This is a genomic window from endosymbiont GvMRE of Glomus versiforme, assembly GCF_003546845.1.
The window spans coordinates 24,834-39,489 of record NZ_NWVA01000002.1; the positions used below are offsets into that span (position 1 = coordinate 24,834).

Annotated in this window: 15 protein-coding genes and 1 tRNA gene; 10 read left to right on the top strand and 6 right to left on the bottom strand. The window is 31.9% G+C overall.

Translation table 4 applies throughout. The features are described from left to right. Positions 1-40: 40 nt before the first annotated feature. Positions 41-1,453 carry a coiled-coil domain-containing protein gene (locus tag GvMRE_RS03715; RefSeq protein WP_147409933.1) on the bottom strand — a complete coding sequence of 471 codons (1,413 nt, stop codon included), beginning with the start codon at positions 1,451-1,453 and terminating at the stop codon, positions 41-43. Between the two features lie 97 nt (positions 1,454-1,550). Here GvMRE_RS03715 and GvMRE_RS03720 point away from each other — a divergent pair, with 97 nt between their 5' ends. From GvMRE_RS03720 to GvMRE_RS03735, 4 genes are all read left to right on the top strand, one after another. Continuing rightward, positions 1,551-1,799, top strand: a complete 249-nt coding sequence (locus tag GvMRE_RS03720; protein ID WP_147409934.1) for a hypothetical protein — start codon at positions 1,551-1,553, stop codon at positions 1,797-1,799. Positions 1,800-2,027: 228 nt separating this feature from the next. Then, positions 2,028-2,417: an XRE family transcriptional regulator gene (locus GvMRE_RS03725; protein WP_147409935.1), complete on the top strand. Its 390-nt coding sequence runs from the start codon at positions 2,028-2,030 to the stop codon at positions 2,415-2,417. Continuing rightward, positions 2,383-2,787 carry a hypothetical protein gene (locus tag GvMRE_RS03730; RefSeq protein WP_147409936.1) on the top strand — a complete coding sequence of 135 codons (405 nt, stop codon included), beginning with the start codon at positions 2,383-2,385 and terminating at the stop codon, positions 2,785-2,787. Before GvMRE_RS03725 ends, GvMRE_RS03730 begins: the two co-directional genes overlap by 35 nt. Before the next feature lie 338 nt (positions 2,788-3,125). Beyond that, complete coding sequence (locus GvMRE_RS03735; RefSeq protein WP_147409937.1) at positions 3,126-3,431, top strand: hypothetical protein; 306 nt, start codon at positions 3,126-3,128, stop codon at positions 3,429-3,431. Here GvMRE_RS03735 and GvMRE_RS03740 read toward each other — a convergent pair. Then, a complete protein-coding gene (locus GvMRE_RS03740; RefSeq protein WP_147409938.1) occupies positions 3,409-4,206 on the bottom strand; it encodes a TIGR00282 family metallophosphoesterase in 798 nt (265 codons plus the stop codon). The genes GvMRE_RS03735 and GvMRE_RS03740 overlap by 23 nt on opposite strands. Before the next feature lie 14 nt (positions 4,207-4,220). On the opposite strand from GvMRE_RS03740, the gene GvMRE_RS03745 reads away from it, so the two are divergent. The 5 genes from GvMRE_RS03745 (at position 4,221) to GvMRE_RS03765 (ending at position 9,302) form a co-directional block, all read left to right on the top strand. After that, a complete protein-coding gene (locus tag GvMRE_RS03745; RefSeq protein ID WP_147409939.1) occupies positions 4,221-5,441 on the top strand; it encodes an aminotransferase class V-fold PLP-dependent enzyme in 1,221 nt (406 codons plus the stop codon). Between the two features lie 395 nt (positions 5,442-5,836). Continuing rightward, positions 5,837-6,412 (top strand): CPBP family intramembrane glutamic endopeptidase, encoded by a 576-nt coding sequence (locus GvMRE_RS03750; RefSeq protein ID WP_147409940.1) that lies wholly within the window; start codon positions 5,837-5,839, stop codon positions 6,410-6,412. 16 nt (positions 6,413-6,428) lie between these two features. Then, complete coding sequence (locus tag GvMRE_RS03755; protein ID WP_147409941.1) at positions 6,429-8,249, top strand: ATP-binding protein; 1,821 nt, start codon at positions 6,429-6,431, stop codon at positions 8,247-8,249. 43 nt (positions 8,250-8,292) lie between these two features. Next, positions 8,293-8,366 (top strand) — tRNA-Trp (locus tag GvMRE_RS03760). Beyond that, positions 8,361-9,302 carry a deoxyribonuclease IV gene (locus tag GvMRE_RS03765; RefSeq protein ID WP_216361613.1) on the top strand — a complete coding sequence of 314 codons (942 nt, stop codon included), beginning with the start codon at positions 8,361-8,363 and terminating at the stop codon, positions 9,300-9,302. The genes GvMRE_RS03760 and GvMRE_RS03765 overlap by 6 nt, the downstream gene beginning before the upstream one ends. A gap of 98 nt (positions 9,303-9,400) precedes the next feature. On the opposite strand, the gene cgtA is transcribed toward GvMRE_RS03765, so the two are convergent. The 3 genes from cgtA to GvMRE_RS03780 all read right to left on the bottom strand — a co-directional run bounded on the left by cgtA (position 9,401) and on the right by GvMRE_RS03780 (position 12,105). Continuing rightward, a complete protein-coding gene (gene cgtA / locus GvMRE_RS03770) occupies positions 9,401-10,696 on the bottom strand; it encodes an Obg family GTPase CgtA (RefSeq protein WP_147409942.1) in 1,296 nt (431 codons plus the stop codon). Positions 10,697-10,805: 109 nt separating this feature from the next. After that, complete coding sequence (locus GvMRE_RS03775; protein WP_147409943.1) at positions 10,806-11,072, bottom strand: hypothetical protein; 267 nt, start codon at positions 11,070-11,072, stop codon at positions 10,806-10,808. An 85-nt stretch (positions 11,073-11,157) separates the two neighbouring features. Continuing rightward, positions 11,158-12,105, bottom strand: coding sequence for a hypothetical protein (locus tag GvMRE_RS03780; RefSeq protein ID WP_147409944.1), 948 nt, complete (start codon positions 12,103-12,105; stop codon positions 11,158-11,160). A gap of 62 nt (positions 12,106-12,167) precedes the next feature. Here GvMRE_RS03780 and GvMRE_RS03785 point away from each other — a divergent pair, with 62 nt between their 5' ends. Further along, positions 12,168-12,836: a hypothetical protein gene (locus tag GvMRE_RS03785; RefSeq protein ID WP_147409945.1), complete on the top strand. Its 669-nt coding sequence runs from the start codon at positions 12,168-12,170 to the stop codon at positions 12,834-12,836. Positions 12,837-12,865: 29 nt separating this feature from the next. Here the strand turns inward: GvMRE_RS03785 and GvMRE_RS03790 are convergent, their stop codons facing one another. After that, positions 12,866-14,656: a hypothetical protein gene (locus GvMRE_RS03790; protein WP_147409946.1), complete on the bottom strand. Its 1,791-nt coding sequence runs from the start codon at positions 14,654-14,656 to the stop codon at positions 12,866-12,868.

Genomic DNA, 14,656 nt, shown 5'->3' on the forward strand with positions numbered 1-14,656 from the left:
TCGGGTTTTTCGTCCACCTCTTCTTAATTGGAGGGAACCTCTAGATTGAACCTACTATCTTATTAAAAAGTTTGCCGTTGGAGTTCTTTTTTTCTTCTTCAAGAAGTTTTTTCTCTAATTCCTTTTGAAATTCTACTTGTTTATTATCAAGGGAATCAAACAAATTGCCTTTAATATTTAATGAAGAGGAATTGTTGCTGTTGTTGTAAAGAGTACCACGACGGGAAACAACTCTGCTGCTTGGTGAAGAGTTATTTTCTAATCTTTGATTAATTTCTTTTAGAATTCTGTTTTCCTCGGCTAATTGTTTATATCCTTCAACAGTTATTTTTTGTGTAGTAGTCCCTTCACCATCGCTAGTTTCATATTCCAAATGCGGTTGGCTTGTATGTTCGGATAATTTTCTTTGGGATTCGTTAAGTTTGTTATTTAAGATTCCATTGCCATTTATTAAAATATCATTTTGCTTTTCTAACCCGTTAATCATTAATTCTTTCTCTTCATTTTCAGCGAGAAGACCTTCATTTGTTCCTTGTAAATGTCGTGATAGCCTTTCAGAATCATTGAGTTTTGTTTTTAACTCATTATATTCCTCTTTTAATTTATTATTCTTTTCTTCTAGTTTAGTGATTTTACTATTTTGTTGTTTTGATTCTTTTCCTCAATTCTTAAAATCACCGTTATGGTCTTCTTTTAGTTTCTCAATTCCTTTCTTAGTATTTTCATTTTCTTGTTCTAAATCATTGATTTTAGTTTGAAGTTCAGTATTTTTATCTTTTTCTTCATCCAATTGATTGTTTAATTTATCTCATTCTGTACCCATTGGTTTATAACCAATTTTGTATTCAAGAGAATAAGAATTGTTTGCAATGATTGTTTTTCTCTCTTTTAATTCGGCAAATTCTTCTTGTAGTTTTTTATTTTGGCTTTGAAGTTCGTCATTATATTCTTGTGTTTTTTCTCAATCCGTAAGTAATTCATTGTATCTTTCTTCACTGTTGTTTTTTAATTGATTTTCGAGAAAGGTTATTTTTTTGGTTAATTCTCCATTATTTTGTAAAAAGTTTTGTCCTGCTTCTGCTGCTAATCTCGCATTTTCTTGTGCTTGATTTAATTCATCCTTAATTTTTTCAATTTCAACATTTAATCTTTCATTGTTTTCATAAAGTTCATTTGCTAATTCTAATGCTCTGTCTCTTTTTTTTTCTACTGCTTCCAATAATTTTTTTTGGTCTACAGTTGATAAAAATCTTCGTTGTTTAACTTTTTTTTCTTTTAGTGTTTTTTCGTCATCACTAATTTCATCATCTTCATTAAAAAACTGTAAATCTAATTTAAATAATCATGGGTTTTTAATTTCTTGAAATTGTAATTTATGCTCTTTTCTCTCATAGGAAAAAGGAATAATATTTTTTGGTGCATTTGAATTTTGTGTTATTTTGTTGTGCTTCATAATATCTATTTTTTGCAATAAATATATAAATCTAGATTGATAGATAAATAAAAATTTTTGAGTAGTAGTTAAAAATAATTATATATATTATACGCATATGAACAAAATGAAGGAAGATGAAGAACCCAATAGAACTAAACAATTAGGTTTAAGAGTAAAGGAGAGTTTTTACTGAAAAGTGAAAGAAATGGCTTTGAAAAGGAGATGTCACATTGTGGAATTAATAGAAGAATCAGTAGATTTTTTTCAAAATACAGAGAGAGAGAGAGAGAGAGAGAGAGAGCAGAAACGCCCAAGAAACTATAAATATAAAAATCTAAAAATAAGTGATGAAAATTTTCTTTAAAAACATTTAAGCATTTGAAAAAGTATTTTAGTAACGAGACAACAAAGTCAAACAACCTATTGCTCTGAAAATCGAAGAGTTAGAAAACCAAATTGCTCAACAGCGAAACACTTACTCTAAAAAAGCCCAAGAGACCGCTTATAAGCCAGTAGAGGGATTATTTTGAATTACAGTGTCTTTAATTGCTGATACTTTGGATAATTAGTGGGAGTTAAAAATAAAAATATTATGCCAGCAATTAAAAAAGTTAGCCCTAGCCCTAAAAGATTTGTTTTTCCTCCCAAGGAAGAATTTGAGAGGGTAGTAAAAAGAGCCCAAAGAAGTGATAGAAGAACTAATATTGGCTTAACTCCTTGAGCTACTGAATTAGATAAAGCTAAATATAAACTCTGTAAAACCATTGCTCGCTATGAAAGGGAAAATAATCTTACTGAAAAAGAACTTGCTAAAAAATTAGGAATTGCCCATGCTAAAGTAGAAAAGATTTTGTTTTGTCATATCGATAAACTTACCTTTGAAGAATTGACAGATTATTTAAAGGAATTAGCCATGCCTTGAGAAATAAAGATTAATAATAATAAACATGATAATCAAAAAGCCACCCATAAAGCCTACTAATTTAAGAGAATATGAGTGTGATTTAGTTATTGACGGTCAATATTTCACTAAACTAGAAATTAGCCCTTATTATGAAAAACATAATCAAGAATATCTAGATGCGTTAGCAAGAAAAGGAATTAAACTAATTCCCGAATTAGCCGAAAAGTTAATCAGTGATGATTTAATTAGAAAGGTATTAGTTCCCCAATTAGTTAGCAAAGAAGAAATTAGAATAGATAGTCGTTATTATCAATACACTTATTATTACTACGTTCCTCTATACAGTAACAACAAAGCCTATAAACTAATTTGGTGTTGTGATGATAATAACCCTCATATTCTAGGAATAATGGATTGTTTTCGAGTAGAGAAGTTTGATAAGGGTTAGTAGTATATTCTGCAAGAACTCATTAATCAGTGAAATTTGTCAAAAGAAGAGAAATATTGATACTGAAATGGCTTTGCGACTAGGAGTTTATTTTGTATCAGTGCCCAATTTTGAATGAATTTGCCACAACATTATGACTTTAGAAGTTAGCAAGGATTTATTTGAAGAGCAAATTAAAAGAGAAATCAAGCCCTTAACTCAACCAAAAGAAACTGTTTCTAGATTAAGAAAATACTCTTAAAATAAATTATATCCCTGCCCTTATTTAGCCCTTTCCTGTTGTTTTTCTATTTCTTGTTCTAGTTGCTTATTCATAAAAGCAAAATTAAAATTTAAATATGAATAAGAAAATTTGCTTTGATTGTAATCGCAAAATTCCTGAAGGTAGAGAAATAAAAATAAAGGAAAATCGTGGTTCTGGACTTGGTGTTTTTGGCGGTCGTTGAGGTTGAGGCGGTTGAGGAGGCGGAGGTGGATGAGGCAGTGGCGGCTCTGACACGGCTTCGCTTTGGCTATGCTATCATTGCTACCGATGAAGAAAGAAAAAAAGACTAATTATTACTTTGTTGATTGTGGGATTTTTCGTTGCTATATTTTTAGGATTTTTCATTTGAACTCTGGTTAGGATAGGAAAATATTTCTAAAATTAATCCTTTGAAAATTAATCACTTTATTACTATTATCATCAATTTCTAAAACTAAACCGTTAAATTGGGATTGTCCTTTTTCACAAGGGCGCATAGGAGAAAAAATTTTATGTTTGCTTCTCTGGATAATTCCTTCAGGTTCAGCCCCAATAATTCCTTCGCTTGGACCAGTCATTCCTACATCGCTTAAAAAAAAAGTTCCTTTTGGTAGTATTCTCTCGTCGGCTGTTTGGACATGAGTATGAGTTCCCCAAAGAGCAGTAATTTGTCCGTCATAATGCCAAGCCAAGGCATTTTTTTCCGCTGTAGTTTCGGCGTGAAAATCAACTAAATGCAGGTCACAATCCTGCAATTTTATTATTTTTTCCAAAGCAAAGTAAGGATTTTGGGCTCCGAGTGGTATAAAATTAGTTCCTAAAAGATTAGTAATTCTAACTTTTTTAGTCCTTTTGTCTTTAGTTTCAATATCTATTAAAACCGAACCACGACCAGGATGGTAAGGTTTGAGATTAAGGGGACGCAATAAATCAGAAACACTATTAAGAAGTTCTGTGGTTTCCTCTAAATGAAAAATGTGGTTACCTGAAGTCATAATGGTAATTCCTGTCTTTTTCAATTCTTGATAGTGTTTATCAGATATTCCCTTGCCGTGAGTAGCATTTTCAACATTAGCAATTACTAGGTCAAATTCTTGTTTGTGTTGGCTTAAATAATCTTTAACGATTTTTCTTCCTAATTTGCCAAAAATATCGCCAATTGCCAGAATTTTCATTAATATTATTTTATATGGATAATTTTCGGAAAGAGTTTCCCATTTTTAAAAAGCAAAAGCAATTAATTTATTTAGACAGTGCCGCAACTAGTTTAAAGCCCAAAACAATGATTCAAGCCATTAATGATTATAACCAAAAATATTCTATTAATTCTCACAGTGAAAGCAGCAGTCCTTTATTTAAAAAAGTATGAACAACTATCCAAGAAACTAGGGAAATAATTGCCCAAAAAATTAAGGGTAAAGCAGAAGAAACTAGTTTTTTGCCTTCTACTACTCATGCCTTGAACTTTCTTGCCTTATCTTTAAAAAATCATTTGCAGAAAGGAGACCGAATTTGCCTAACTTACCTTGAACACAGTTCTAATCTTCACCCTTGACAAGCCATTGCCAAAGAAAAAAAAGTTATTGTTGATTTCTTGCCTTTGAATAAAGAGTTTACTATTGATATTGATAAGTTAGATAAATATATTGATAAGAAAACTAAAATAGTTAGTTTCGTTCATGTCAGTAATAGTTTAGGAGTAATTAACCCCGCAGCAGAAATTACCAAAAAAATTAAAGAAATCAATCCTGAATGCTTGGTTATTTTAGATGCTTGTCAAAGTATTATCCATGTTCCCATTAATGTAACAGAGTGAAATATAGATGCTTTGGCTTTATCAGGACATAAAGTTTACGGACCAACTGGTATCGGAGTTCTATGAATAAAAAAAGAATTGGGAGAAAAATTACCTCATTTATTATGGGGAGGAGGCAAAAAAATCGGGCCAACGGAAGAAATTACTAACCAAAACTTGCCATTATCCCAAAAAATGGAAGTAGGGACTTTACCTTTAGCGGAAATTTTTGGCTTAAAAGCCGCTTTTGAGTTTTTAAATAATTTCGCCACTAAAGAGATTTACAAATATGAAAATGATTTGCGAAACTATACTCTCCAGAAGTTAAAAAAAATTAAGAACATAACCATTTATAACCAAAACTTGGTCTCGGCTAATATTATTACCTTTAACCTGGCATCTTACCATGCTCATGATATAGTTGACTACTTAGGAAAGAACAACATCCTGATTCGGGCAGGAAATTTTTGTTGTCCTTATTTAGATAAATTAATTAGTGCTAATTCTGCTTTAAGAGTTTCCTTTGGGATATATAACAATTATAATGATATTGATAAGTTAGTTTCACATTTACAAAAAATTATTCAAAATCCACGAATTTTATTGCCATTTTAAAGCAATATATTCTATTCGCGTGCTTTTAAACTTAGAATTATTATTTATCTAAATCTAAAATAAAGTTATTATGAATTAATTATTCTCTATAATAAGTTAGACCCTACACAAAAAGAACAAATTCACCAACGCTTAGCGAGGATTATCCAACAAGATGTGTTGCCTCAACAGGTTGAAAATTATTTGGCTGGTTTGTCGGAGGATAATTATAACGAATTAATTGTCCAGGCTAAATTGCTTTTGATTAGTTAAATTAAGCAAATGTTATAAAATTCTTTGCTTCCTAGTCAAGTAATTGTTTAACTTTACGGTTCTCTAAAAAACACAGTACTTTAAATGAACCTAATTTTTAAGATTTAAAAGTTTCTTCACTTAGCAAAAATATTATTATATCAATGTTTAATCTAGAACTTGCTGGAAAAATTTGGTTATTATTTGTCGGCCAAATTCCTTTTTTAATTTGTGCGGCTTGGATTTTACCAAAAAATTGAAAAAAAATCAAAACTGCTTTTACGGAAAAGGTTTATCACCAACTTTGACTGGTGGTTTTATTTAATTTTGCCGCTGGTTTATTGTTGGGCTTACTTTTGTCACCCCAAATGATTCCCGAACAAGTGAAAATGTTTCACAGTATGGGACCATTGCTTAGTTTTTTGCTTGTTTGTATAATTGCTCCCCTGGTAGAAGAATGCTTTTTTCGTGGTTTAATCTTTGATAACTTTGAAAAAAATAATCTTTTGCCTTATCTTCTTTCTTTTTTTGGTTTTATGCTTATGCATCTTGGTTGATTTATTTTTGCTTTTTCCTGGATTGGCATTCTTAAATATCTTATATTTTATGGCATTTTTTCTTTTTATTTAATTTGTATTTATCGTCTAAGTGGCTGAAATCTCGCTTTTCCGATTGCGGCTCATTTTTTCAATAATTTGATAGTATTTATCATTGTTTTTACTAGATACAAAGTTAGTTAGTTATAAAAATACTTATATGAACTTTCAAGAGCAAATTAATAAAACCAAAATAACTCTATTTGGCAATATTTGAACAGTAAGATTAGTAAAGTTATTGCGTTATGTAGGGGGCGGACTAGTGGCCTGATGAATTACCAAATCAAAGTATTTATTCGCTATTAGCCCGTGACAAACATTACAAAAAATTCTAAAATGAAGCGACGGAAATGTAGATAGTGTATCAAGAGCTATTTTTGTTTTGTCTTTTGCGGGATTACTAATATTTATTTATTTTCTTCTTTCAGGATGATTAGTTAACTGGTTAATTAAAGTTAATATTACTCCACAACAGCAAACCCAAATTCTCCAAAAAAAAACTTACACTTTGGACGAAAAAACTAGTTATTCAGTAAACAAGTTTGATAATTTAGAAATAACTACTTTTCGTAATTATGCCACTTTAAAAGGAATTTTACATTTAAGCAAGGGAACACAAAAAAAATCTATTAACTTTGTTTGTCATTTTGCTCCCAGCAATTTAGAAAGTTATTTGGAAACTTATTTTCTCCACAATAATGTGAGACTTAGGTCTTTTTGTACTTGACAGAAAATCACTCTTTTCTTTCTTTTCCTAATTCTTTTAGCCGGAGCTAGTGGTCATGTTTGTAAAATTTATGGTGATACGAAGAAACTTCCTGCGGAGACTAACTTAGGCCAAGTAATAAAATCTAAACTTCAAATCGAAAAAAAACTTGCTGACGAAGCCAAATCCAGAAAAGAAAGAGAAGAAAAAGCAGAACGCTATCGCCGGGCAGGGATTACTGACCCTAAAAACATTGATGTTAGTTTTGAAGATATTGGATTTGACCCCCGGCAAGAAGGTCAAGGTAGTCTGAAACAGATTGTTTGAGAATGCAAAACTAATGCTAGGATGATAAAAGAGGAAAATGCAAATAAAAAAGATTTAGTAGGTAAGTCTCAGCATATGATTCTTTTTGGTCCCCCCGGCACGGGAAAAACCATGCTAGCCAAAGCCATTGCCAAAGAATCCAATTCTTTTTTTATGAACTTGCGAGGTGATTATTTTAAAGTCAGCATAGCGGAGGAACTGGGAAACAAAGAAGGTCAAAGTTTAGGGGAAAAAGTAAGAAGCATTTTTGACATTGCGTTGCAAGAGTTACCAAAAGGAAGCACTATTATTGCCTTAATTGATGAAATTGACCAAATAGGAGGAGAAATAAGTGGCACCGCAGCCAAAGAGTTTCAAACTGTTGTTGACGACCCCAAATATGCGAATATAATAATCATTGGCACTACTAACTTTTTGCAACACCTTAATCAAGCGGCACTTCGTCCTGGAAGATTAAGCAAAAAATTATTGGTTAGTTATCCCGAACCAACTGAACTTTTTAGAATTATTGAAAAAGTATTAGACAATTTTCATCGCGATAAATATGATAAGAACCCGGATTTTTTTGGTCGACTAGGAAGAATTGCTTTTAGGACTAAATTTGCCAAAAAAATTTGAGAAGAAATGACTAAAAATGATAAATACAAGATAAAATACAGTGATATGGGAATTAAACCAGGAGGAAAACTTGACCCGGAGGACGGTCGAGTTTTATTTACCGGTGCCGATGTTTGAAAAGTAGTTTACGAAGAAATACCCTGAGTTTCGCCGAAAGTTTTTACCGAAACGGCAATTGTTAAGGCAGTAGAAAAAGTATACTATTATAACCGGCTTGATTGACGATGAATGGATTGAGCCCGCCATTATCTTGAAGCTGAAATTTTTGCTTCCCGAAACCAAGGAGATGACCGAAAACCACAAAGAAGTCCAGGTGGTCCAGAGATGTAAAGGTGATAAAATAATAATATAAAAAATCTGTTTAAGTTTGGTCGCAGGTGTAGTTAAATGGCAGAACACCGGGCTTCAGTCCTGGGGATACGGGTTCGACTCCTGTCACCTGTGCCATATAAGTTTCAAAGAAATAAAAGCAACTCAAAAGTTTCGTTTTGAAAGGAAAACATAAATATTGTAAAATATAATTTAATAATTGGTCGTCATTGCCGTTTAGAAACTCCTAATTATCTTTTAGGAGCCGTCAGAGAAGCATTAAGTTATGAGGCTAATGCTTTAATGATTTATCTTGGTGCTCCACAAAATAGTTTTCGGCAACCTCTAAATGTTTTAAAAGTTTCTGAATTCAAGCAAGAATTAAAGGAAAACAATGTTGATATTGACAACGTTATCGTTCATGGTTCTTATTTAATTAATTTAGCGAACACGATAAAAAAAGAAACCTTTGATTTTTCGGTAAAATTTTTACAAAAGGAAATCCAAAGAATGGAAGAAATTGGCTTAAAAACTTTGGTTTTGCATCCGGGAAGTTGTTTAACGGCCACAAAAGAGGAAGGTCTGAACCAAATAATTCAGGGGCTAAATTTAGTTTTGACTAAAAATTCAAAGATTAGAATTGCTTTGGAAACTATGTCAGGTAAAAAGAATGAGTTAGGAACTACCTTTGAACAACTTAAATTCATTATTGATAAAGTTAATTGCCAGGAAAAAATTGGCGTGTGTTGAGACACTTGTCATTTATATGATGCTGGCTATAATATTAAAGATAATTTGGAGAACGTAATTGAAGAATTTGACCAAATAATTGGTTTAGAAAAGTTATGGGTTATTCATGTTAATGATTCTGCTAAACCAAATGAATCGGGGAGAAAAAAAAAAGACAGTCATGAAAATATTGGCTACGGAGAAATTGGGTTGCAAGCCTTAAAAAAAATAGTTCACCATCCCCGGCTCGACGGAAAAGTTAAGATATTAGAAACTCCACGAAAAAGAGTTAAAGAAAACGAAAAGTTTTTAAAAGAAGAAATAAAAATTCTGAAAGAAAATTAATTGTTGAAAAAATATTACTAACAAAAATTGTATTTTTATACTAATTTTAACAGTTAAAATCATTTCTACTCCCCATAATTTTGAGAAAAATGTTTCCTTTAACTATGTTTCTCATATTGCCAAAAAAATTCTTGGTTACTAATAACTATCACGTCATTATTTTTTACCCCTTTCTGTTGCAAATACTCACTCAAATTAGTTTTTTTTAAGTGTTGAATTAATTCTTCCAGTTGAGAGTATTTCTGGCTTAAATTCTCAATAAAAGAACCAGTTAATTTTCAATAATGAGGCTTTAAAGAAACTATTTGCCAGTCAATAGGAACTGTAAAATCATAAATTTTATGGAGAGGAGAAGAAAAAGTAACTGTTTCTTGGTTTTTTTTGATTGACTCAAATAATTCTTGGGTCAATAAATCTAAATTAATTCTTTGGGTCGCTGAGACAAAAAAATGTTTTTCGTTACTTGACTCAAGTTGGCTCTCTTTTTGTAACCTTTTTTTTTTCGCTAAGGAAAGCAAATCAACTTTATTTCAAATGATTATTTTTTGCTTGCTTTGGGACTCAGTAAAACCACTATCTTTTAATTCTTTTTCTAAAATATTTAAATCTTGCCAAGGGTTGTCTCTGCTGGCATCTAAAACATAAATAACCAGAGAACAGCGTGCAATATGCTGTAAGAATTGTAAACCTAATCCTTTCCCTTGGGCTGCTCCTTCTACAATTCCTGGCAAATCAGCAATAGTTATCTTTTGTTCTCCTTTGGTTAAAACTCCTAATTGAGGATTGAGAGTGGTGAAAGGAAAATTCGCAGTTTTTACTTTGGTATTGGTCAGGGCATTGATTAAAGTGCTTTTGCCGACGTTAGGCAAACCTAACAAGCCAACATCAGCTAAAATCTTTAATTCTAATTTTAATTGAAATTTTTCTCCTGAGCGACCCTTTTGGGCATAATGAGGGGCTCGATTGACCGAAGAAGCAAAAGCAGCATTTCCCCATCCACCTTTTCCTCCCTTAGCAATTAATAAAGTTTGCTGGGGAAACAAAATTTCTCCCAGGATTATTTCTTTGTAATTTTGGGCAAAAGCAGGTTTTTCTTCATTTAATTTAATAATTGTGCCTAAGGGGACTTTAATATGAATACTTTCTCCATTTTTGCCAGTCTTCAACTGATTTTGTCCGTTAGTTCCATTGTCAGCCGCCCAAGTTTTTTTGCTGCTTAAAGAAAAGAAAGAATTTATTTGTTCATCACCTTGAAAATAAACATGACCACCATTTCCGCCGTTACCTCCGTCAGGACCAGCTTTGGGATTTCGGTAATCATGACGAAAGGAAACAGCGCCATTTCCACCATCGCCAGCTTTGACCGTTAAAGAAATTTCATCAATGAATTTCATATTAGAAATTTTTATGTTTATTTCTCCCTTATTCAACTTTGTGTTTATATGAAATAAAAAAACAGGGAGTAAAGTGTGTAAAATCCCATAAATTTAATTCACAAGTTTTTTATTTAACTTTTTTCTTACGAAAAGCAAGCCACGACAAGAAAACTATCAAACCGCCAACTAAGAAGCAGCCGCAAATAATTAAAGTAATTGTACCACCACTTAATTTGTTTTCCTTAGACTGCTGATTATCAAATTTTTCCATTTTTTTGGCAAACTCATTTAACTGTTCCTGAACAGCCTGATTAGCCAGATCATCACCGAAACTAATTAAACGGAAATTTACCGGTTTTTTGTTATTTCCTTCTTGATTTTGTAAACTTTCCAATTGACTTTGTTTTTTTTCTAATTCTTTTTGGTAATTTTCTATTGTCCCATCGCCAAGGTAGAAGTTGGGACCAAGACCAGGCTCTTTACTCTCTCTCTGCTTTTAAGTCCTGAATTTGTTTTTGCAGCCGCTTAATTTCTTCTTGTAATTGTTGAACTTGGTAATTATTAGTTTCATTAGTTAATTGTTGAGTTAAAGGCAAAATTTTCGTCATGCTAGTAGGAGAAGCCTTTTTCACATAGAATTTTCTTTGTGCCGCTCATGTATTTAGTTGTTGGGCTAGTCTTTTAAGAATTCTATTTTGTGCTTCTTCATGACTAACGTTATTGTCTAGACCAATTTGTAAACAATCATGAATTAAATTTTCGTCTAAAATGCCAGCGCATAAATTAACTATTGATTTAAAAAGATTTTTAGTTTCTGTTCTTCAAATTGCTGGAATTTGGCTATAAAGTTCAGTTTCAGTGTCAATGGTTTTGAGAGCAAACTTTCGCAAGATTTCACGGATTGTCCTAATGTCTTCCACGCTTAAATTTCTTAATATTTCTTTTCCTCTTTCTTCATCGACTTTGGTAAATCCACGACTTCTTATTTGCTCTTGAACATAATAGATAATTTGTTTAAATTGTGAACGCATTTGTTGATAAGTAGCGTCATCAATTTCGCTGGTGTCTTCTACAACCACGTAATTATTGATATATTGGCTAGTGTGAGAAAGTAATTTATTAATTATAGCACTTCCCTTATTATCACAAAGAATATCCAAACAGTCTTTACAATAATAGTCAAAATCATTCGCGAAAACTTGTCCACAATTTATTGCTGCGTCTAATAATTCTTGCTGGGCGGGAGTGTTTGCTCAGTAGCGTAATTGTTGAAAAACCTTTTGCTGAAATTGTTCTCGATATTGGCGAATTTGGCTAACGCTAATTGAACGCAAAATGGCTCTACTACCTGGGCTTAATTCTCCGTTTTCTCAAACTTCTCGTCCGACTTTTTGGACCAACATTATCATTTGCTCATCAATATTCATAATAATTTTATTTTTAAAAAAATATCGCTAAAACTAGATAAAAAATTAAAAATGTTATATATATGAATGTTAAACGCTCTAAACGTTATCGGGAAGTTTCCCAAAAAATCGAACCAAATAAGCATTATTCTCTCACTGAGGCTTTAAAATTTCTCCAAGAGAACAACCCAGAAAAGTCAGAAAACATTAAAATGGCTGTTTCTTTACGTTGAAATGAGAAAAAAGTGCCGTTGCGAATCCCGTTAAATTTGCCTTATCCGCTTAAAAAGCAAGAAAAAATTATTATCATTGGTGAAGAATTACCACCAGCACTTCAAAGTAAAGAAGGAATAGAAATGGTAAGTGCCGAAAAAATTACTCAATTAGTTAATAAGGAAAAAAAAATAAAAGTTTTGGCTCACGTTTCTTATCAAGATAAAATTAAACCTTTGGCCAAAGTTTTAGGACCAAAAGGGCTGTTTCCGAATAGTAAAAATGGTACTTTAACTGATGATTTAGAAAAAGCAGTAAAAGAAATTCAAGCAGGAAAAATAGAAATTAAAACTGATAAACAAGGTAATATTCACTTTTTACTAGGCAAAACTTCTTTTTCCTTGGAGCAATTAGAAAAAAATTATGAAAGTGCTTATAAAACTATTATTTCTTTAAAACCAACTAGTTGAAAGGGTGATTATATTCGCAATTCTACTCTTTCTACTACCATGGGTCCAGGAATTAGAGTTTCAGTTTAATTTTTTGTCTTTTTTTGTAATCTATTTGGTTAATCTTTCTTTTTTCGTAAAGGAGAAACAAGCAAAATAATTAATCCTCCTAAACAGAGAACAATTGCTCCTAAACCAAGAAAAAGCAAGTGATAATTTTTGCTATTTTCTTGTGGAGAAAGAGAGTTTTGGTTAAGAGATTGAGCCTTTTTATTCATAACTTCTTCCATTTGTTGAAGAAACTGATTTAATTCTTGCTCGGAATTTAATTTTTGAATTTGCTCATACCAGTTTTGATATTCTTGGGGCAAATCTTGGTCAACCAAGGAGTGTTTTTTTAATAATTCCTTAATTTTTTGCTGAACGTTTTTTTTGGCTTCGAGTAAGTTGTCTTCTTTTTCTTTAACTTTGACATTGGTATTTATTAGAGGTTTTTCAGGAACATTTTTTTCAGCAATCTTATCATCATCTTTAATTTTTTCTTCATTGTCTTCGCTTTCTGGCTCTTCTTCTGTTTCTATCTCTTTTTCTGGTTCAGGTAGAGATAGTTCCTTAGTTTGTTCTTGTTCCGGAGCAACAGGCTTTTCTTCATTAAATAATTGAGCCATTAATCAAATTAGTCGTCATTTTGCCTCGTAAAGTATTTGATTTAGTTCTATTTGCCTAAAATTCTGCTCGGCTTGCTGAATTATTTGCTCTGCTTCGGCATTAGGGTTAAGCAAAGTTAATTCTTGTAATTCAGTAAAAACGGTAATTTCTTCATCTTGAATTAATTTTTGCTGGCTTTTTCTTTCTATTTTGGCTAATAATTTTTGTTTGCTGGATGGCAAATTTTCTCGCTGTTCATTTATTCGATTTCAATATTCCACAAAAAGGGCATTAATTCTTCTGATTTCTGAACTATAAGCATTATTATATTCTTCGACAACATTTTGATTGTGTTCGGCTATTGATTGGGGATTAACTACCACAACAGTTCTGTGTCGTTTTTCAATTTTCTCTTTTGGCATTCCTTTTTCTCATTCAGGGCTGTCTTTATAGGGAGTTCTTTTGTGTCCAGTTCATTTTTGTCTTCGGAAATAAGCCGGAGCACCATTTTCGTAATTCTTACTTTCATCATTATCATCAATTCTAACATACTCCTCGGCACTAAGATTATTAACCAATAAGTCGTATATTCGTTGGTATCTTTCTTCATTCAGGAAAATAGCTGGATGCAGAGTATTTCTTTCAACATACTTTATTTCTCGGTCATAGTTTCACCAACTTTCCTGCCAACGACCACCGCGGTTAAATCCATTAAAATCTTCTCCTCCGTTATCAATGTTTTGGTGCTTATATTCATTTAAGTGAAATTCTCTTCTCCTTTGCCGAATAAATTTTTCTAATTCGTCTAAAATATTATTGGGGTCTACTTCATTTATGCCGATGGCTTCTCCATCAAGACTATTGATAAATTCCAACCGCATATTTTCGTGATTAAAAGCAGCACATAACAAAAAACCATCTGGACCATTTATTCAAGATAAAACTTTGTCTTGTTGATTAGGATTTGAACTTGACACAGTAATTTCATCGTAGAGAGCCCGAGAGCCTATATCTATAGAATCATTCTCGATGCCTACTATTTTCACTTTGCCTTCATCTACTCCAAGGAGAGTAATAACATCTCCTTCTTTGAATACTTGAAATCTTCTTTCAGTCATGGCTTCTGAAATTTGAATAAAGATGATAGGATTTTCTATTCTAGTTCCTTTTATTTCAATAGGGTCTGTTGAAGAAAAGAGGAATCGATCATCTCCCCTTCGTGAAACTTCTTTTACTGTAAATTTAATATCTGTTTTTGTCAT